The following is a 19,167-nucleotide window of genomic DNA, read 5'->3' as shown; positions in this document are numbered from 1 at the left end:
CAGGCATCCCTCGACCGGCCCTTGGCGGACAGCCGGGCCTGGGAGGCTCTGTGGAAATCATGCAAAGGAACCCCGCGTCCCCTTGCGAGAGTGGACCGAGTCTTTCGGACCTCGTCAGGTCTACGGGGCAAACCTGGAGCAGAGTCCACAGATGGGTGAACCTGATGGCCGCTTGATCGAACAACTTGCCAAACCTTCGAGTGACGTACGGACGAGCGCGTACGCGTAGGCTCATTTCTGGCGGCCGTCGGGCCCGAATACGATCGCTACGGATGGCCGTCCACCCACTCGGCCCACACACACAACGGAAGCGAGACTTCACCACCGTGACTGCTCTGACTCTCAGCACTGCCGGCGCGGCGACGCTCCGCGCCGACGCCCTCGTGGTCGGCGTGGCGAAGGGCCCCAAGGGACCGATCGTCGCCGCGGGCGCCGAGGCCGTGGACAAGGCGTACGACGGTAAGCTCGCCGGCGTCCTCGACGCGCTGGGCGCCTCGGGCGCCGAAGGCGAGATCACCAAGCTGCCGGCCCCGGCGGGCCTCAAGGTCCCGGTCGTGCTGGCAGTGGGGCTCGGCTCCGTCCCGGAGAAGGGCGAGTCGTTCGACGAGGAGGTGCTGCGCCGCGCCGCCGGCGCCGCCGCCCGCGCGCTGCACGGCAACAAGAAGGCCGCCTTCGCCCTCCCCCTGGAGGACGCCTCGGCCGTCACCGCCGTCGCCGAAGGCGCCCTGCTGGGCGCGTACGCCTTCACCGCCTACCAGGGCGGCGAGAACAAGGTCCGCAAGGAGGCCAAGGGCACCGGCCCGAAGCAGCCGCTCGCCGAGGTGGCCCTGCTGGGCGCCAAGCCCCGCGACAAGGAGCACAAGGCCGCCGTCGAGCGCGCCGCGGTCGTCGCGACCGAGGTCAACGTCGCCCGTGACCTGGTGAACACCCCGCCGAACGACCTGACTCCCGAGTCCTTCGCCGCGATCGCCTCCGCGGCCGCGAAGGAGAACGGCATCAAGGTCCAGGTCCTGGACGAGAAGGCCCTGATCAAGGGCGGCTTCGGCGGCATCATGGGCGTCGGCAAGGGTTCCGAGAACCTGCCGCGCCTGGTGAAGCTCACCTACACGCACCCGAAGGCGGAGAAGACCCTGGCCTTCGTCGGCAAGGGCATCACCTACGACTCGGGCGGCATCTCCCTGAAGCCGGCCGGTCACAACGAGACGATGAAGTGCGACATGGCCGGCGCCGCCGCCGTCTTCGCCTCCGTCGTCGCGGCCGCGAAGCTGGGCCTGAAGGTCAACGTCACCGGCTGGCTCGCGCTCGCCGAGAACATGCCGTCCGGCTCCGCGACCAAGCCCGGCGACGTGCTGCGCATGTACAGCGGCAAGACCGTCGAGGTCCTCAACACGGACGCCGAGGGCCGCCTGGTCCTCGGTGACGCGCTGACCAAGGCCTCCGAGGACGACCCGGACGCGATCGTCGACGTCGCCACCCTGACCGGTGCGATGGTGCTCGCCCTCGGCGACCGCACCTTCGGGATCATGGCCAACGACGACGCCTTCCGCACGTCGATCCACGAGATCGCCGAGGAGGTCGGCGAGTCCTCCTGGCCGATGCCGCTCCCCGCCGAGCTGCGCAAGACCATGGACTCCCCCACCGCCGACATCGCGAACATGGGTGTCCGCATGGGCGGCGGCCTGGTGGCCGGCCTCTTCCTGCAGGAGTTCGTCGGCGAGGGCATCACCTGGGCCCACCTCGACATCGCCGGCCCGGCCTTCCACGAGGGCGCGCCGCACGGTTACACCCCCAAGGGCGGCACCGGCTCCGCCGTCCGCACCCTGGTGCGTCTGGCCGAGCGCACGGCCACGGGCGACCTCGGCTGAGCACCCCGTTCGATGTGACGTGACGCACCCCGGGCCGGGTCAGGGCCCGGGGTGCGTCCGTCTCACGACGAAACCTGAAGGAATCGGTAGGTATCTCGGTAGGTATCTACGCAGCGGTAACCCCCGGTCCGGGCAGATCGCCCGATCACATCGTGGGCCCGGCGTCCCGCGTGCCCCCGACAAATGCGAAGATGGGTTCTCGGCAGGACAGGGCCCCCACCACAGGGCCGAAGAAACAAGCGGCCGTATACCAGCCGCCGCCCGGTCACAGAGGACCGGTGCCCGGCGCACATGCATGGAGGACGTGACGTGGCGAACGACGCCAGCACCGTTTTCGACCTAGTGATCCTCGGCGGTGGCAGTGGCGGTTACGCCGCGGCGCTGCGCGCATCCCAGCTGGGTCTGGACGTTGCCCTGATCGAGAAGAACAAGCTCGGCGGCACCTGCCTGCACAACGGCTGCATCCCCACGAAGGCTCTGCTGCACGCGGGCGAGATCGCGGACCAGGCTCGTGAAGCCGCCCAGTTCGGTGTCAAGACCTCCTTCGAGGGAATCGACATCGCGGGTGTCCACAAGTACAAGGACGAGGTCATCTCGGGCCTGTACAAGGGTCTGCAGGGCCTGGTCGCCTCCCGCAAGGTGACCTACATCGAGGGAGAGGGCCGCCTCTCCTCCCCGACTTCCGTCGACGTGAACGGCCAGCGCATCCAGGGCCGCCACATCCTGCTGGCGACCGGCTCCGTGCCGAAGTCGCTGCCGGGCCTGAACATCGACGGCAACCGCATCATCTCCTCGGACCACGCGCTGGTCCTGGACCGCGTCCCCGAGTCGGCGATCGTCCTGGGCGGCGGCGTCATCGGCGTCGAGTTCGCCTCGGCGTGGAAGTCCTTCGGTTCCGACATCACCGTCATCGAGGGCCTCAAGCACCTCGTGCCTGTCGAGGACGAGAACAGCTCGAAGCTGCTGGAGCGCGCGTTCCGCAAGCGCGGCATCAAGTTCAACCTGGGCACCTTCTTCGACAAGGCCGAGTACACGGAGAACGGCGTCCGCGTGACGCTGGTCGACGGCAAGACCTTCGAGGCCGAGGTGCTGCTGGTCGCGGTGGGTCGCGGCCCCGTCTCGCAGGGTCTGGGCTACGAGGAGCAGGGCGTCGCGATGGACCGCGGCTACGTCCTGGTCGACGAGTACATGCAGACCAACGTGCCGACCATCTCGGCCGTCGGTGACCTCGTCCCCACCCTCCAGCTCGCGCACGTCGGCTTCGCCGAGGGCATCCTGGTCGCAGAGCGTCTGGCCGGTCTCAAGGCCGTCCCGATCGACTACGACGGTGTCCCGCGCGTCACCTACTGCCACCCCGAGGTCGCTTCCGTCGGCATCACCGAGGCCAAGGCCAAGGAGATCTACGGCGCGGACAAGGTCGTGGCCCTGAAGTACAACCTGGCGGGCAACGGCAAGAGCAAGATCCTCAAGACCGCGGGCGAGATCAAGCTCGTCCAGGTCAAGGACGGTGCCGTGGTCGGCGTCCACATGGTCGGTGACCGGATGGGCGAGCAGGTCGGCGAGGCCCAGCTGATCTACAACTGGGAAGCCCTGCCGGCCGAGGTCGCGCAGCTCATCCACGCGCACCCGACCCAGAACGAAGCGATGGGCGAGGCCCACCTGGCCCTGGCCGGCAAGCCGCTTCACTCCCACGACTAATTCGTCACGGGCGCGACGACCACTTCCGCACTTTCGTTAGGAGCAACTGAAACCATGTCGGTTTCCGTAACCCTTCCGGCGCTCGGTGAGAGCGTCACCGAGGGCACTGTCACCCGCTGGCTGAAGGCCGAGGGCGAGCGCGTCGAGGCCGACGAGCCGCTGCTCGAGGTCTCGACCGACAAGGTCGACACCGAGATCCCCTCCCCCGTGTCGGGCATCCTGGCCTCCATCAAGGTCGCCGAGGACGAGACCGTCGAGGTCGGCGCCGAGCTGGCCGTCATCGACGACGGCTCCGGCGCTCCGGCTGCCGCCGCGGCTCCGGCCGCCGAGCCGGCCGCCGCTGCCGAGGCCCCCGCGGCCGCTCCGGCCCCGGTCGCCGAGGCCCCCGCGGCCCCGGCCCCCGTCGCCGAGGCGCCCGCTGCCGCTCCGGCCGCCTCCGGTACTGATGTCGTGCTCCCCGCCCTGGGCGAGTCCGTCACCGAGGGCACCGTCACCCGCTGGCTGAAGGCCGTCGGCGAGTCGGTCGAGGCCGACGAGCCGCTGCTCGAGGTCTCCACGGACAAGGTCGACACCGAGATCCCCGCGCCGGTCTCCGGCACGCTGCTGGAGATCCTGGTCGGCGAGGACGAGACCGCCGAGGTCGGCGCCCGTCTGGCCGTCATCGGCGTCGCCGGTGCCGCCCCGGCCGCTGCCGCTCCGGCCGCCGCCCCGGCTCCGGTCGAGGCCGCCGCTCCGGTCGCTGCCCCGGCTCCGGTCGAGGCCGCCGCTCCGGTCGCTGCCCCGGCTCCGGTCGCCCCGGCCGCTCCGGTCGCCGCTCCGGCTCCGGTCCAGGCCGCCGCCCCGGTAGCCGCTCCGGCTCCGGTCACCCCCGTCGCTCCGGTCGTCCCGGCCCCGGCCGCTCCGGCCGCCGCTGGTGACGAGGGCGCGTACGTGACCCCGCTGGTGCGCAAGCTCGCCTCGGAGTCCGGCGTCAACCTGTCCACGGTCTCGGGCACCGGTGTCGGTGGCCGCATCCGCAAGCAGGACGTCCTGGCCGCCGCCGAGGCCGCCAAGGCCGCTGCTGCCGCCCCGGCTCCGGCCGCCGCTCCGGCCGCGAAGGCCCCGGCCGCCGCGGTGTCCGAGCTGCGCGGTCAGACGGTCAAGATGACCCGAATGCGCAAGGTCATCGGCGACAACATGATGAAGGCCCTGCACTCGCAGGCTCAGCTCAGCTCCGTGGTCGAGGTGGACATCACCAAGATCATGAAGCTGCGCGAGCAGGCCAAGGGCTCCTTCCTGGCCCGCGAGGGCGTCAAGCTCTCGCCGATGCCGTTCTTCGTCAAGGCCGCGGCCCAGGCGCTGAAGGCCCACGCGGTCGTCAACGCCCGGATCAACGACGACGAGGGCACCATCACCTACTTCGACTCGGAGAACATCGGCATCGCCGTGGACTCCGAGAAGGGCCTGATGACCCCGGTCATCAAGGGTGCCGGTGACCTCAACCTGGCGGGCATCTCCAAGGCCACCGCCGACCTGGCCGCCAAGGTCCGCGGCAACAAGATCACGCCGGACGAGCTGTCGGGCGCGACCTTCACCATCAGCAACACCGGTTCGCGCGGTGCGCTGTTCGACACGGTCATCGTGCCCCCGAACCAGGTCGCCATCCTGGGCATCGGTGCCACGGTCAAGCGCCCGATGGTCATCGAGACCCCCGAGGGCACCGTGATCGGCGTCCGCGACATGACGTACCTGACCCTGTCCTACGACCACCGCCTGGTGGACGGTGCGGACGCGGCCCGGTACCTCTCGGCCGTCAAGGCGATCCTCGAGGCCGGCGAGTTCGAGGTCGAGCTCGGCCTGTAAGGCTCACCGCACGGCCCCGGCCGTCGCACACGGCGCCCCCGCCCGGAACATCCTCCGGGCGGGGGCGCCGTCGTCTTACCCCTCTGGGAGCCCTGGTCCGGAGCCTGTTGTAACCAGCCTCACCCAGCGTCCGCGACCGGGAACGCATCCGGTGGGGGCTACTCGGCCGTATTGTCTACGCATCGAAGCGATGCATGCCCCTACAGGAGATGAAGCCCCGATGATCACCCCACCCGTCGTGCACTCGCTGCGCGAGCAGATCCGCGAGCACATCGTGGAGGGGATCGTCAGCGGGCGCTGGAAGCCCGGCGAGCGGATCGTCGAGCGCCGGATCGCCGTGGAGTTGGAGGTCAGCCAGACCCCCGTACGGGAGGCCCTGCGCGAGCTGGAGACGCTGCGGCTGATCGAGTCGGCGCCGAACAAGGGCGTGCGCGTACGGAACCTCTCCGCGGCCGACCTGGAGGAGATCTACCCGGTCCGGGCCGGCCTGGAGCAGATCGCGGCCGAGCTGGCCGCGCCGCGGCTGGCGAGCGACTGCTCGGCGCTGGAGCCGCACGTGGCGGCGCTGTGGGAGGCCGACCGGACCGAGGACGGGACCGCGCAGGTGCGGCACACCGTCGGGTTCCACCGGGAGATGGTGCGGGCCGCCGGGAACAGCGTGCTGCTGCACACCTGGGAGAGCCTGGGCATCGAGGTCTTCACGGCGCTGTCCATCCGCTGGCTGGGGACCGTCCAGAAGTCGTACGCCGAGGAGCACGAGGCGCTCGTCGAGGCGTTCCGCAGTCAGGATCCGGACATCGGGCTGCTGGTGAAGCGGCATGTCCTGGGGTGCGCCCCGCGCGCTTGATCGACTGCGGGCTGGCCTGTTTGTCCGCGTTTGACCGGCACCGCGTGCCTATTTCCCTGGCACGCGGTGCCGACTTTCGCCGGATGGACGTTTCTTCGTCACTTTCATTTGATCGATCATCGATCAGCGATTTACAGTCGTCGCGGACCTCAACCAGGTCCGCCGACCCTGTCCTGCCCGTCAGGGATTTTTTCACCACCTCTCCTTTGTCCGGAAGGCGGCGCACACCGATGTCCGACCCCGTAGGAAAGCTTCCGAGCGAGCTCGACCAGCTCCCGGACCGCGACACCGAGGAGACCGCCGAATGGGCGGCCTCCCTGGACGCCGTCGCCAAGGCCGCCGGTACGCGCCGCGCCGAATACCTGCTCCGCCGCACCCTCCAGCACGCCGAGGCCGCCGGCCTCGCCCTGCCGAAGCTGCTGGAGACGGACTACGTCAACACCATCCCCACCTCCGCCGAGCCCGAGTTCCCGGGTGACGAGGAGATGGAAGCCAAGATCACCGCATGGAACCGCTGGAACGCGGCCGCCATGGTGACCCGCGGCTCCAAGTACGGCGTCGGCGGCCACATCGCCACCTTCGCCTCGGCCGCGTGGCTCTACGAGACCGGCTTCCAGCACTTCTTCCGCGGGAAGGAGGCCGACGGATCGGGCGACCAGCTCTACATCCAGGGCCACGCCTCCCCCGGCATCTACGCCCGCGCGTTCCTCGACGGACGCGTCTCCGAGCAGCAGCTCGACAACTTCCGCCAGGAGTCCGGCGGCAACGGCCTGCCGTCCTACCCGCACCCGCGGCGCCTGCCGTGGCTGTGGGAGTTCCCGACGGTGTCCATGGGCCTCGGCCCGCTCTCCGCGATCTACCAGGCGCGCTTCAACCGCTACCTGCAGAACCGGAGCATCAAGGACACCGCCAACTCGCACGTCTGGGCCTTCCTGGGCGACGGCGAGATGGACGAGCCCGAGTCGACCGCCGCCCTGGCCCTCGCCTCCCGCGAGCAGCTCGACAACCTGACCTTCGTCATCAACTGCAACCTGCAGCGCCTCGACGGTCCGGTCCGCGCCAACTTCCGCGTGGTCCAGGAGCTGGAGGCCCAGTTCCGCGGCGCCGGCTGGAACGTCATCAAGTCGCTGTGGGGCTCCGCCTGGGACGAGCTGTTCCAGCTCGACACCACGGGCGCCCTCGTACGCCGCCTGCGCGAGGTACCGGACGCGCAGTTCCAGACGTACGCGACCCGCGACGTGGCCTACATCCGCCAGCACTTCTTCGGCGCCAACGCCGAGCTCGTGCAGCTGGCCGGGGTGCTCTCCGACGCGAAGATCGCCGAGTGCTTCCACTCCTCCCGCGGCGGCCACGAGCCCCGCAAGGTCTACGCCGCGTACAAGGCCGCCCTGGAGCACAAGGGCGCGCCGACGGTCATCCTCGCGCAGACCGTCAAGGGCTACACGCTGGGCGCCGGGTTCGAGTCGAAGAACGCGAACCACCAGATGAAGAAGCTGACGATCGACGAGTTCAAGGACATGCGTGACCTCCTTGGCCTCCCGATCCCGGACAGCGCCTTCGCCGACGGCCAGGTCCCGTACGGCCACCCGGGCGCGAACAGCCCCGAGGTCCAGTACCTGAACGAGCGCCGCGCGGCGCTCGGCGGCCCGGCCCCGGCCCGCAAGGTCAAGCACGTGGCCCTGCCCGCCCCCGCGGACCGTTCCTTCGCCCCGCTGCTCAAGGGCTCCGGCAAGCAGGAGATGGCCACCACCATGGCCTTCGTCCGGCTCGTGAAGGACCTGATGCGGGACAAGGAGACCGGCAAGCGCTGGGTGCCGATCGTCCCCGACGAGGCCCGTACCTTCGGCATGGAGTCCCTCTTCCCGTCGGCCGGCATCTACTCGCCGCTGGGCCAGACGTACGAGCCGGTCGACCGCGACCAGCTCATGTACTACAAGGAAGCCAAGGACGGCCAGATCCTCAACGAGGGGATCACCGAGGCCGGCGCCATGGCCGACTTCATCGCCGCCTGCACGTCGTACGCGACGCACGGCGAGCCGATGATCCCCTTCTACATCTTCTACTCGATGTTCGGCTGGCAGCGCACCGCCGACCAGATGTGGCAGCTCGCCGACCAGCTCGGCAAGGGCTTCATCGTCGGCGCCACCGCCGGCCGCACCACGCTGACCGGTGAGGGCCTCCAGCACGCGGACGGCCACTCGCACCTGATCGCGTCCACGAACCCGGCGTCGCTCAACTACGACCCGGCCTTCGCGTACGAGATCGCAGTGATCGTCAAGGACGGTCTGCGCCGGATGTACGGCGAGACGCCGGAAGACGTCTTCTACTACCTGACGGTCTACAACGAGCCGAAGGTGCAGCCCGCCATGCCGGAGGGCGTGGAGGAGGGCATCCTCAAGGGCCTCTACCGCTTCAACACGGCGGCGGACCTGGCGGAGGCGGCCCCGGCCGCCGACGCCCCCAAGGTCCAGCTGATGGCCTCGGGTACGGCGATCCACTGGATCCTGGAGGCGCAGAAGCTGCTGGCCGCCGAGTGGAACGTGGCCGCCGACGTCTGGTCCGCCACCTCCTGGGGCGAGCTGCGGCGCGACGCGCTGGAGTGCGACGAGGCGCTGCTGCGCGGCGAGGTGCGCACCCCGTACGTCACCCGCGCGCTGGAGGGTGCCGCCGGCCCCGTCCTCGCCGTCTCCGACTGGATGCGTCAGGTCCCGGACCAGATCAGCCAGTGGGTGGAGCAGGACTACACCTCGCTCGGTACGGACGGCTTCGGCCTGTCCGACACCCGTGAGGGCGCCCGCCGCCACTTCGGTGTCGACGCCCAGTCGATCGTGGTGGCCGCGCTGGCCCAGCTCGCCCGCCGCGGCGAGGTGCCGGCGTCCGCCGTCAAGGAGGCCCGGGAGCGCTACGGCCTGTAGGCCCGCCCCGTGTACGCGTGAAGACCCCCCGCCGCGCTCCGCGACGGGGGGTCTTCGCGCTGGCGGTTACTTCAGCGCGGTGAGCAGCACGGCGAGCAGGGCGCCGCACAGCGTCAGGGTGCCCGCGAAGGTGGTCAGGCCGCGGCCGACGGCGCCGGGCACACTGCCGCCGTCCCAGAGTTCGAGGACGGCGGCGCCCGCGGCGGCCGCGAGCGAGAGCAGCAGCGAGACCGCCAGGGCGGTCAGGAGCAGAGCGGTCTGGATGGCGGTCACGGCAAGGGCATCCGTTTCGGGTCGACGGCCCCGAACCGGGGGCCGGCCGGGACAGGGGCGGAGTGGGTCGGGGCAGGGGTGAATCGGGGCGCGGCGGGACGCGAACCGGATTCACCGGCTGCGGTACGGATCGAGCATCTCGCTGCGCAGGCGTCCGCCCGAACGGTTGGATGTTGTCCGGGGCACAACGCGGGGTTGTTCCCGGAACAAATACGGGGGTGCCGTGGCGGGGCGGGCGAAGCGGCCGGGGCGCCCGTGGTCGGAGCCGCAGGGCGGTGGCCCGGACATGGACGAGCTGGTGTGGACCCTCCGCGGGTGGGCCGACGAGGCGGGGATGTCCGTACGGCAGCTGCACGAGGGGCTGCGGCCGGACCACTTCCCGTGCGGGAAGGTGCCCGCGCTCAAGCGGCTTCGGACACAACTGGGCAGCGGGGCGCGAGCCGCGAGCCTGATGGGGCAGCTGAGCACGGCCATCCGCGGGTTCGCGCGACTGGACCTGCCCCCGCACGAGGTGCTCCGCCTGCTCGACGGGCTGATCGCCGAGATCGACCGTGGCCGGACGGCGAGCTGCCTGTACGCCGTGCACGACCCGGAGTCCGAGTCGCTCGTCCACGCGCGCGCCGGGCACCTCCCCCTACTGGTCCGCGACCGCCGCGGTACCGTCGTCCGCGCCGAAGGGGCCGCCGGCCCGCTGCTGGGCAGCGGGGGAGGGCAGGCCTGTGCCTCGGTCTCGTTGGAGTTCGCGCCCGGATCGCTGGCCCTGCTGTATTCGCGCGGGCTGGTGGCCCGCCGCGGCAGGGAGCTCGGCAACGGCGTGGCCGCCTTGGGGGACGTCTTCGCGGAGGCGTCCGGGCCGCCGTCGGAAATCACCGCGGGGCTGCTGGACCGGATGGGCGCGCGGACGGACGCCGAGGAGGACCTGGTCGTGCTGCTGGCCGGGCATCCGCTGCGTTCCGGCCCGGAGGCGGAGCTCTTCCGCAGCGCCGGGATCGACTTCCCGGGGGAACGGCCGCAGGAGATCCCGCGGGTACGGGCGTTCGCCCGCGAGGTGCTGGCGGCCTGGGGCCTGCCGGAAGGGCTCTGCTACGACGCGGTCCTCGCCGTCTGCGAACTCGTTACGAACGCGGCCTTCCACCACTTCGGGTCGCCGGCCCGGTCGGTGCGCCTGCACCTGCGCCGCACCCCGCACCGCTTGGTCATCGCGGTGCGGGACGGCACCGAGGCACCGCCGGTCCACCACGTCCCGGCTCTGGACGCGCCCTGGGGACGAGGGGTCCACGTGGTCGCCTCCCTCTCCTCGGACTGGGGCAGCCGCCGCCGCCCCGGGGACGGCAAGACCGTCTGGTGCGAGTTCGCGCTGGACTGAGTCCGGACTCGGCTACCGATTCGGCTCCCGGACCCCGGCTCCGGTCCCGGACCACGGAGGACGTACCACCGACGCATCAGCGCCGAACCGGGGCACATGGGTGGCGACATCGCGCCGATGTGCCCGTCGGATTCGCCATACGACGCGTTCTCGCGGTGGCGGGGCACCAGTGCAGCGGAGATGCTGGACGCTGTGATGGACGAGACGGAGTTCTGGGAGATCGTCGACCGTACCCGCGAGGCCGCCGACGGCGACCCCGAGGAACACGCCGAGCTGCTCGTGGAGCGGCTCGCACTGCTCGACCCGGACTCCGTCCTGGACTTCGCCCGCCACTTCGAGTCCCGGTACAACCGGGCGTACACCTGGGACCTGTGGGGTGCGGCCTGGGTGCTGCTCGACGGGGCGAGCGACGACGCCTTCGACTACTTCCGCTGCTGGCTGATCGGCCAGGGGCGGGAGGTGTTCGAGGGCGGGGTGCACGACCCCGACCAGCTGGCGGAGCTGCTGGGCGACTTCGACGAGGAGATCGACGGGGACGGCGAGGAGCTGGGGTACGCGGCCGACGAGGCGTACGAGCAGCTGACCGGGGCGGTGGCGCCGGATCTGGGCATCCCGCTGCAGGCGGCCGAGCCGGAGGGCGCCCCGCTGGACTTCGAGAACGAAGCCGTGCTCGCGGAGCGCTTCCCCCGGCTGTGGGACCGGTTCCGCGCCTGATCAGTAGTGCGTGCCGCCGTCGATGCGGATCTCCGTACCGGTGATGAACGCACCGTCCTCGGAGCCCAGCATGGCGACGACGCCGGCGACGGTCTGCGGGCCGGCGAAGCCCTGGCCGAGGGCCGGGGCCAGCTTGGTGAAGAGGGACCAGTCGGTGTCCTCCGGCAGGCCGGGGCCGGTGCCGGTGGTCATGCCGCTCTCGATGGAGCCGGGTGCGACGCTGACGAAGCGCAGGCCCTGCTTGCTGTACTCGGCGGCCAGTGCGTGGGTCATGGACTGGATGCCGCCCTTGCTGGCCGCGTAGGCGGACATGTAGGGGTGGGCGAAGGACGCCGAGGTGGAGCTGAAGTTCACGACGACCGGCCGGTCTCCCTCGAGCAGCGCCGGGAGGGACTCGCGGATCATCAGGAAGGTGCCGGTCAGGTTGACCCCGATGACCTGGTTCCACAGGTCGAGGGTGGTCTGGTGGGTGTGCGCGGAGCGCAGGATGCCCGCGGCGTTGACGAGCACGTCGATCCCGCCGAGGATGCCGGCCGCGGCGGCCACGCCCTCCTTGACGGCGTTCTCGTCGGATATGTCGAGGAGCGCGGTGGTGAGCCGGGCCGCGTGGCCTCCCCCGGCTACCGCTGGGGAGTGCCCCCCTGCGGCGGCCTGGTCGGCGGTGGCCTTGAGGCCGGCCTCGTTGACGTCCACGGTGTGGACCCGGCCGCCCTCGGCGAGGATGCGGTGGACGGTGGCCTGGCCGATGCCGGAGCCACCGCCGGTGATGAGGACGCGACGTCCTTCGTAGCGGTTCATGGCGCGAGCGTACCGAAGCAATGGCACGTTTTGCCATGATGACAAAGAATGTAATCGTCGAGGTTGGCGAGGGGTACGCTTCACCCGTGAAATCCCCTCGTCCGTACTCTCCCCAGGCCGGCCCCGGAGCCCAGTCGCTGACCGAGCGCCGCAAGGCCGCCACCCAGCTCGACATCGCCCGCGCGGCCTGCGAACTGTTCGCCGAACACGGCCCCGACGGCACCACCGCCGAGGACATCGCCCACCGGGCGGGGGTGGCCCTGCGCACCTTCTACCGCTACTTCCGCAACAAGCAGGAGGCGGTGGCCCCGCTGCTGGCGGGCGGCGGTGACGCCTGGCGCGCCCTGCTCGCCGAGGAGGACCCCGGAACGCCGCTCGGCGAGGCGCTGGAACGCGCGGTCACCCGGTCCCTGAGCGGACAGCAGGCGGTCGAGGAGGGCCTGGAGGTGACCCGCGGCCTCCTGCGCGCGGCGGCGGACGACCAGGCCCTGCGCGCGGTCTGGTACCGCGTGAACCAGGACTCCGAGGAGCACCTGGTCCCGGTGATCTCCCGGTTGGCGGGCCCGGGGGCCGACCCGCTGGAGGTACGTCTGCTCGCGGCGGCTGCCACGGACGCGATCCGCGTCTCGCTGGAGCTGTGGTCGACGACGCAGGCCCCGGTCTCGGGCCCCGGCTCCCCGGCGGAACTCGCGGTCCGCTGCTTGCGCGACCTCACAGGGGCGATGCCCCTGCTCCTCCGCTAGGGGAGGAGCAGGGGCATCGCAGGCTCCGCATCGGGTCGGGCCGGGTCGGGTCCGGTCGGCGGCCCTAGGCTTCCGGTCGGGGTTCAGCCACCCCAGCCGCCGCCACCGCCACCGCCGCCCCCTCCTCCGCCGCCACCCCAGTTGCCGCCGCCGCCGTCGCCACCGCGTCCGCCGTCACCGCCCCCGCCGCCGCCCCAGTTGCCGCCGCCGTCGCCACCGCGACCGCCGCCGTCACCCCCGCCGCCGCCCCAGTTGCCGCCGCCGTCGCCACCGCGACCGCCGTCGCCACCACGACCGTTGCCCCAGTCACCGTTGCCGCCGCGACCGTTGCCCCAGTCGTCGTGGTGGCCCCAGTCACCGTTGCCACCGCGGCCGGAGTCGTTCCAGTTCGACCAGTTCGAGTCGCGCCAGTTGTGGTTGTCGCGCCAGTTGTCGTTGTATCCACCGACGCCGCCCTGGTCCCAGCACCAGCTGGGACGGTTGCGCCAGTCGTGGTTGCAGCAGGCGTTCCACCGGGCGTCGGAGCGGTTCGAGGGGTACCGGTAGCAGTCGTAGCCACCGTTCCCGCCACCGCCGCTACCCGTGACGACCGAAGCCGAGGCGCTGGCCACGGGCAGCAGACCTATCGCGATTCCCGCGGCGCCCGCCATGGCTGCCGCAACGATCTTACGGCGCATTTTCATGCACCTCCGTACATGTCTCGCTTATGGGGGTTTTAGGTCATTTCCACCCTCACTCGCCCATGCGGACCTGTCAAAGCGGAAAGGCCCCCCGCCTCGCTCCGTGGAGCGTGGCGGGGGGCCTCCCATCAGGCATTTCTAGATGTCGAAGTAGAGCTCGAACTCGTGCGGGTGCGGACGCAGCGCGATCGGGGCGATCTCGTGCGTGCGCTTGTAGTCGATCCAGGTCTCGATCAGGTCGGGGGTGAAGACACCGCCGGCCAGGAGGTACTCGTGGTCCTCCTCCAGGGCCTTGAGGACGTCCTCGAGGCTGGTCGGAACCTGCGGGACGCTCGCGTGCTCGTCGGGCGAGAGCTCGTAGAGGTCCTTGTCGATCGGCTCCATCGGCTCGATCTTGTTCTTGATGCCGTCGAGGCCCGCGAGCAGCAGCGCCGAGAAGGCGAGGTACGGGTTCGAGGACGGGTCCGGCGCGCGGAACTCGACGCGCTTGGCCTTCGGGTTCGAACCCGTGATCGGGATGCGCATGGCGGCGGAGCGGTTGCGCTGCGAGTACACCATGTTGACCGGCGCCTCGAAGCCCGGGACCAGGCGGTGGTAGGAGTTCACCGTCGGGTTGGTGAACGCCAGCAGCGACGGGGCGTGCTTGAGGATGCCGCCGATGTAGTAGCGGGCGGTGTCCGACAGGCCCGCGTAGCCGGCCTCGTCGTAGAACAGCGGGTCGCCGTTCGCCCACAGCGACTGGTGCACGTGCATGCCCGAGCCGTTGTCACCGAAGATCGGCTTCGGCATGAAGGTCGCGGTCTTGCCGTTGCGCCAGGCGACGTTCTTCACGATGTACTTGAAGAGCATCAGGTCGTCGGCCGCGGCCAGCAGCGTGTTGAACTTGTAGTTGATCTCGGCCTGGCCACCGGTGCCGACCTCGTGGTGCTGGCGCTCGACCTGGAGGCCCTGGGCGTCCAGCTCGAGGGAGATCTCGGCGCGCAGGTCGGCGAAGTGGTCGACCGGGGCTACGGGGAAGTAACCACCCTTGTAGCGGACCTTGTAACCACGGTTGTTCTCCTCGGAGCCCGTGTTCCAGGCGCCGGCCTCGGAGTCGATGTGGTAGAAGCCCTCGTTCGCGGAGGTCGCGAAGCGCACGCTGTCGAACACGTAGAACTCGGCCTCGGGGCCGAAGAACGCGGTGTCGGCGATGCCGGTGGAGGCGAGGTACGCCTCGGCCTTCTTCGCGATGTTGCGCGGGTCGCGGCTGTAGGCCTCACCCGTGATCGGGTCGTGGATGAAGAAGTTGATGTTGAGCGTCTTGTCCTTGCGGAACGGGTCCAGACGCGCGGTGGTGATGTCGGCACGCAGCGCCATGTCGGACTCGTGGATCGCCTGGAAGCCGCGGATCGAGGATCCGTCGAAGGCGAGCTCCTCCGCCGGGTCGAACGCTCGCGCCGGGATGGTGAAGTGCTGCATCACACCAGGCAGGTCACAGAAGCGGACGTCGACGAACTTGACGTCGTTCTCCTCGATGTACTGCTTCACTTCGTCGGCGTTCTTGAACATCCAACTCCTCCTACTCCCGACCCCGGGGCAGGGACGGGCTTTATAGCTCGTGGCGCGTCAGTGCGGTGCCGCACGCTGACCCGACCATAAGCAGACGGGATTTCCCAAGCATGACCCATTTGTTTCGCACAAGTTAACCAGGGTCCGGCCGGAGGGCCGTGCGGCGCCACGGGTACCGTGTTCGGGTGGACAACAGACAGGCAATCGGATCCTGGCTCTCCGGCCCCCGCGCGGCCGCCGAGGAGATGGGCGTCGACTTCGGCTATCCGGGTCAACAGCTGGGCCTGCCCCAGCAGGGGCCCGGCTCGGTGGCGCGCTTCGGGCGCCGGCTCGGTGCCGTCGCGATCGACTGGATCGGCTGCCAGCTGATTGCCTACGGGCTGATCACCGGCGGCAACCTGACCGCTGCGGGCAACTGGACCCTCGTGCTCTTCGTGGTCCTCGCCATCCTGACGGTCGGCACCGTGGGCTTCACCCCCGGCAAGCGGATCCTTGGCCTCCGGGTGATTTCGGAGTCCGGCGGCCGCCTCGGCATCGTCCGGGTGGTCCTGCGCACGCTGCTGCTGGCCCTGGTCATCCCGGCGCTGATCTGGGACCGCGACGGCCGCGGCCTGCACGACCGACTGGCCCGCGCCGTCCAGGTCCGCATCTAGGACCGACCGCGGGGAACGCGTACGACACAGGGGTGCCCCCCGAGCCCGCGGGCTCGGGGGGCACCCCTGTGTCGTATACGAAAATCAGGTGACCGGGTCAGCGCATCTTTCCGCCGCGCGGCATCTTCATGCCCTTCGGCATGGGGCCCTTCGGCAGCGGCATGTTGCTCATGAGGTCACCCATGGCGCGCAGCTTGTCGTTGACCTCGGTGATCTGCGGGCCGGCCAGCACGCGCGGCAGCTTGAGCAGGGTGGTGCGCACCTTCTTGAGCGGCACCTCGCCCTCGCCCGTGCCCACGATGAAGTCGTGCACCGGCACGTCCGGCATGATCCGGGCCAGCTTCTTCTTCTCGTTCGCGAGCAGCGGCTTCACGCGGTTCGGGTTGCCCTCGGCGATCAGCACGACGCCGGCCTTGCCCACGGCACGGTGGACGATGTCCTGCTGCCGGGTCATCGCGATGGCCGGGGTGGTCGTCCAGCCCCGTCCCACGTTGTCCAGCACGGCAGCGGCCGCTCCCGGCTGTCCTTCCATCTGCCCGAAGGCGGCCCGCTCGGCCCGTCGTCCGAAGACGATCGCCATCGCGAGGAACGCCACCAGGAATCCGAGGACGCCCAGGTAGATCTCGTGCCCGACCAGGAAGCCGATCGCGAGAAAGACACCGAAGGTGACGATGCCCACGCCCGCGACGATCAGACCGACCTTCGGGTCTGCCTTGCGCGTCATCTTGTACGTCAGGGCGATCTGCTTCAGTCGCCCGGGGTTCGCAGCAGTCTCTGCGTTTGACTTCCTCGCCATACAGCGAAGTTTACGTGGCCTGCGGGGTTCGGGTAGCCGCGGCCTCAAGTACGTGTTCGGTTTCGACCCGGTCCTTGGCCCTCTTGCGGTCCTCCAGGACCGCCGTCCAGGCGTTGCGGCGGGCCCCGCTCATCAACAGGGACTCAATGCCCCGGAAGGCGTCGGAGAGGGTCGGGATGGCAATGGCGCGTACGGGCGCGGCCTGCATGATGTCGATCCCTTTCACGATGCTCGCCTCTGCGTGATGCGAGCGGTGTGTGCGGTGCGTGGACCAAGCGTCACTGACTGGTGTTACCAGGGCGTGACCGGTCGGTCAAATGTGATTGACACGTTGCAAACGCTGACGCGGCCCGCCGGACTCTTCCTCAAGGAAGAGCCTAGGGGCCGCGCCGATGCGGTATTACTCATTGGTAGCTTTTTGTGCGCGACTTCACACGTAGAGTCGCGCCGCGCGTCAGACTCGGCTGCGCTTCTCCATGCCCTCGGTCGAGCTCCGCCTCGTCACCGCTGCGGCCGAGTGCCCGCCCTCGTACCTCGGGCGGACCCTCAACCTGCGCTCAGGCTCGGCTGCGCTTCTCCATCGCCTGCTGGTACAGGCGACCCGCCCGGTACGAGGACCGGACCAGCGGGCCGGACATCACGCCGGAGTAGCCGATCTCCTCGGCCTCCTTCGCCAGCTCCACGAACTCGGCCGGCTTCACCCAGCGCTCGACGGGGTGGTGCCGCGGCGAGGGCCGCAGGTACTGCGTGATGGTGATGAGCTCGCAACCGGCCTCATGCAGGTCCTTCAGGGCCTGCGAGACCTCCTCGCGCTCCTCGCCCATGCCGAGGATCAGGTTCGACTTGGTCACCAGACCGTAGGCGCGGGCCTTGGTGATCACGTCGAGCGAGCGCTCGTAGCGGAAGCCGGGGCGGATCCGCTTGAAGATCCGCGGCACCGTCTCGACGTTGTGCGCGAAGACCTCGGGGCGGGAGGCGAAGACCTCCTCCAGCAGCTCCGGGACCGCGTTGAAGTCGGGGGCCAGCAGCTCGACCTTGGTGTGGCCGGTCTCGCGGCCCGCCGTCTGCTGGTGGATCTGGCGCACGGTCTCCGCGTACAGCCAGGCGCCGCCGTCGGCCAGGTCGTCGCGCGCGACGCCCGTGATGGTGGCGTAGTTCAGGTCCATCGTGACCACGGACTCGCCGACGCGCCGCGGCTCGTCACGGTCCAGCGCCTCGGGCTTGCCCGTGTCGATCTGGCAGAAGTCACAGCGCCGGGTGCACTGGTCACCACCGATGAGGAAGGTGGCCTCGCGGTCCTCCCAGCATTCGTAGATGTTCGGACAGCCGGCTTCCTGGCACACCGTGTGCAGTCCTTCGCCCTTCACCAGGGCCTGCATCTTGGTGTACTCGGGACCCATCTTCGCCCGGGTCTTGATCCACTCGGGCTTGCGCTCGATGGGGGTCTGGGCGTTACGGACCTCCAGGCGCAGCATCTTGCGTCCGTCGGGTGCGACTGCGGACACGACCGGCTCCCTGTGACTTCGATTGTTCGGGCGCCCACCAGGGTACGCCCGTAATTTCGTACGCTCTTACGTCGGCCAACCTGCGAGCGGCCGGTCGCATTCCCGGGGGCTAGGAGCCCACTGCCGGCTCTATCTCGCGGGGCCTCAGCTCCGCGTGCTCCAGTACGTCCTTCAGGTGCCTTTCGGCCACGGGAAGCACCTCGGCGATGGTGATCTCCCGGCCCAGTTCGTACGAGAGCGACGTCACACCTGCGTCCCGGATCCCACAGGGGATGATCCGGTCGAACCAGGTGCTGTCCGGGTTCACGTTGATCGCGAAGCCGTGCATCGTGACGCCCTTGGCGACCCGGATGCCGATGGCGGCGAGCTTGCGGTCCTCGCGGCGCTGGCCGGCGTTGGACGGGGCGTACTCGGGGCCGTTCAGCCGCGCGTCGAACTCCTCGTCGTGCAGCCGGGGGTCGAGGTCGAGGGAGAGGCCGCCGATCGTGGGGCGCTCCTCGACGGGGTCGCCCAGGACCCAGACGCCGGAGCGGCCCTCGACCCGGGTGGTCTCCACGCCGAACTCGGCGGCGGTGCGGATCAGGGCCTCTTCGAGGCGGCGGACGTGCGCGACGACGTCCACCGGGCGGGGCAGCTTCATGATCGGGTAGCCGACCAGCTGGCCCGGGCCGTGCCAGGTGATCTTGCCGCCGCGGTCCACGTCCACGACGGGGGTGCCGTCGAGCGGGCGCTCACTGGGGTCGGTGCGCCGGCCCGCCGTGTAGACCGGCAGGTGCTCCAGCAGCAGGCAGGTGTCCTCGATCTCGTCCGCGAAGCGGGCCGCGTGCACCCTGCGCTGTTCTTCCCAGGCCCGGGTGTACTCGACGGATTCCGGTCCGAAGCCCAGATGGACAAACCCAAGCTCAGCCACCGCAGCGCCTCCTC

The 19,167-nt window shown here is 70.1% G+C and carries 17 protein-coding genes; 9 read left to right on the top strand and 8 right to left on the bottom strand.

Going from position 1 to position 19,167, the window contains the following annotated elements:
• Nucleotides 1–326 precede the first annotated feature (326 nt).
• The 5 genes from OG386_RS30420 (at nucleotide 327) to aceE (ending at nucleotide 9,167) form a co-directional block, all read left to right on the top strand.
• The gene (locus OG386_RS30420; protein WP_328790754.1) at nucleotides 327–1,865 is read left to right on the top strand and encodes a leucyl aminopeptidase; all 1,539 of its coding nucleotides are present in this window, start codon (nucleotides 327–329) and stop codon (nucleotides 1,863–1,865) included.
• 309 nt (nucleotides 1,866–2,174) lie between these two features.
• A complete protein-coding gene (gene lpdA / locus OG386_RS30415) occupies nucleotides 2,175–3,563 on the top strand; it encodes a dihydrolipoyl dehydrogenase (protein WP_052872496.1) in 1,389 nt (462 codons plus the stop codon).
• Between the two features lie 54 nt (nucleotides 3,564–3,617).
• A complete protein-coding gene (gene sucB, locus OG386_RS30410) occupies nucleotides 3,618–5,405 on the top strand; it encodes a 2-oxoglutarate dehydrogenase, E2 component, dihydrolipoamide succinyltransferase (protein ID WP_328790753.1) in 1,788 nt (595 codons plus the stop codon).
• Between the two features lie 223 nt (nucleotides 5,406–5,628).
• Nucleotides 5,629–6,252 carry a GntR family transcriptional regulator gene (locus OG386_RS30405; RefSeq protein ID WP_030010631.1) on the top strand — a complete coding sequence of 208 codons (624 nt, stop codon included), beginning with the start codon at nucleotides 5,629–5,631 and terminating at the stop codon, nucleotides 6,250–6,252.
• A 230-nt stretch (nucleotides 6,253–6,482) separates the two neighbouring features.
• Nucleotides 6,483–9,167, top strand: a complete 2,685-nt coding sequence (gene aceE / locus OG386_RS30400) for a pyruvate dehydrogenase (acetyl-transferring), homodimeric type (RefSeq protein WP_328790752.1) — start codon at nucleotides 6,483–6,485, stop codon at nucleotides 9,165–9,167.
• A 66-nt stretch (nucleotides 9,168–9,233) separates the two neighbouring features.
• Here the strand turns inward: aceE and OG386_RS30395 are convergent, their stop codons facing one another.
• Nucleotides 9,234–9,440 carry a hypothetical protein gene (locus tag OG386_RS30395; protein ID WP_328790751.1) on the bottom strand — a complete coding sequence of 69 codons (207 nt, stop codon included), beginning with the start codon at nucleotides 9,438–9,440 and terminating at the stop codon, nucleotides 9,234–9,236.
• Between the two features lie 286 nt (nucleotides 9,441–9,726).
• On the opposite strand from OG386_RS30395, the gene OG386_RS30390 reads away from it, so the two are divergent.
• Complete coding sequence (locus OG386_RS30390; protein WP_328790750.1) at nucleotides 9,727–10,806, top strand: ATP-binding SpoIIE family protein phosphatase; 1,080 nt, start codon at nucleotides 9,727–9,729, stop codon at nucleotides 10,804–10,806.
• 195 nt (nucleotides 10,807–11,001) lie between these two features.
• Complete coding sequence (locus OG386_RS30385) at nucleotides 11,002–11,520, top strand: DUF4240 domain-containing protein (protein ID WP_030010629.1); 519 nt, start codon at nucleotides 11,002–11,004, stop codon at nucleotides 11,518–11,520.
• Here OG386_RS30385 and OG386_RS30380 read toward each other — a convergent pair whose 3' ends face one another.
• A complete protein-coding gene (locus OG386_RS30380) occupies nucleotides 11,521–12,318 on the bottom strand; it encodes an SDR family NAD(P)-dependent oxidoreductase (RefSeq protein WP_328790749.1) in 798 nt (265 codons plus the stop codon).
• A gap of 86 nt (nucleotides 12,319–12,404) precedes the next feature.
• Here OG386_RS30380 and OG386_RS30375 point away from each other — a divergent pair, with 86 nt between their 5' ends.
• On the top strand, nucleotides 12,405–13,061 hold the full coding sequence (locus OG386_RS30375; RefSeq protein WP_266597408.1) for a TetR/AcrR family transcriptional regulator: 657 nt from the start codon (nucleotides 12,405–12,407) through the stop codon (nucleotides 13,059–13,061).
• A gap of 83 nt (nucleotides 13,062–13,144) precedes the next feature.
• Here the strand turns inward: OG386_RS30375 and OG386_RS30370 are convergent, their stop codons facing one another.
• Together OG386_RS30370 and glnA are read right to left on the bottom strand one after the other, a co-directional pair.
• The gene (locus tag OG386_RS30370; RefSeq protein WP_328790748.1) at nucleotides 13,145–13,738 is read right to left on the bottom strand and encodes a hypothetical protein; all 594 of its coding nucleotides are present in this window, start codon (nucleotides 13,736–13,738) and stop codon (nucleotides 13,145–13,147) included.
• 141 nt (nucleotides 13,739–13,879) lie between these two features.
• Nucleotides 13,880–15,289, bottom strand: a complete 1,410-nt coding sequence (gene glnA / locus OG386_RS30365; protein WP_189736380.1) for a type I glutamate--ammonia ligase — start codon at nucleotides 15,287–15,289, stop codon at nucleotides 13,880–13,882.
• A 185-nt stretch (nucleotides 15,290–15,474) separates the two neighbouring features.
• Here glnA and OG386_RS30360 point away from each other — a divergent pair, with 185 nt between their 5' ends.
• Nucleotides 15,475–15,942 (top strand): RDD family protein, encoded by a 468-nt coding sequence (locus OG386_RS30360; protein WP_328790747.1) that lies wholly within the window; start codon nucleotides 15,475–15,477, stop codon nucleotides 15,940–15,942.
• A 97-nt stretch (nucleotides 15,943–16,039) separates the two neighbouring features.
• On the opposite strand, the gene OG386_RS30355 is transcribed toward OG386_RS30360, so the two are convergent.
• The 4 genes from OG386_RS30355 to lipB all read right to left on the bottom strand — a co-directional run bounded on the left by OG386_RS30355 (nucleotide 16,040) and on the right by lipB (nucleotide 19,153).
• The gene (locus tag OG386_RS30355) at nucleotides 16,040–16,738 is read right to left on the bottom strand and encodes a DUF4191 domain-containing protein (protein ID WP_328790746.1); all 699 of its coding nucleotides are present in this window, start codon (nucleotides 16,736–16,738) and stop codon (nucleotides 16,040–16,042) included.
• A gap of 10 nt (nucleotides 16,739–16,748) precedes the next feature.
• The gene (locus OG386_RS30350) at nucleotides 16,749–16,946 is read right to left on the bottom strand and encodes an SCO2195 family GlnR-regulated protein (protein WP_030010916.1); all 198 of its coding nucleotides are present in this window, start codon (nucleotides 16,944–16,946) and stop codon (nucleotides 16,749–16,751) included.
• A 349-nt stretch (nucleotides 16,947–17,295) separates the two neighbouring features.
• Nucleotides 17,296–18,243 (bottom strand): lipoyl synthase, encoded by a 948-nt coding sequence (gene lipA / locus OG386_RS30345; RefSeq protein ID WP_328790745.1) that lies wholly within the window; start codon nucleotides 18,241–18,243, stop codon nucleotides 17,296–17,298.
• A gap of 109 nt (nucleotides 18,244–18,352) precedes the next feature.
• Nucleotides 18,353–19,153 carry a lipoyl(octanoyl) transferase LipB gene (gene lipB / locus OG386_RS30340; RefSeq protein WP_327385852.1) on the bottom strand — a complete coding sequence of 267 codons (801 nt, stop codon included), beginning with the start codon at nucleotides 19,151–19,153 and terminating at the stop codon, nucleotides 18,353–18,355.
• Nucleotides 19,154–19,167: the final 14 nt, after the last annotated feature.

Source organism: Streptomyces sp. NBC_00273 (assembly GCF_036178145.1).
In the GTDB taxonomy this organism is placed as follows: domain Bacteria; phylum Actinomycetota; class Actinomycetes; order Streptomycetales; family Streptomycetaceae; genus Streptomyces.
Note: the sequence above shows the minus strand (reverse complement) of the source record. Positions and strands in the feature narration are given on the sequence as shown.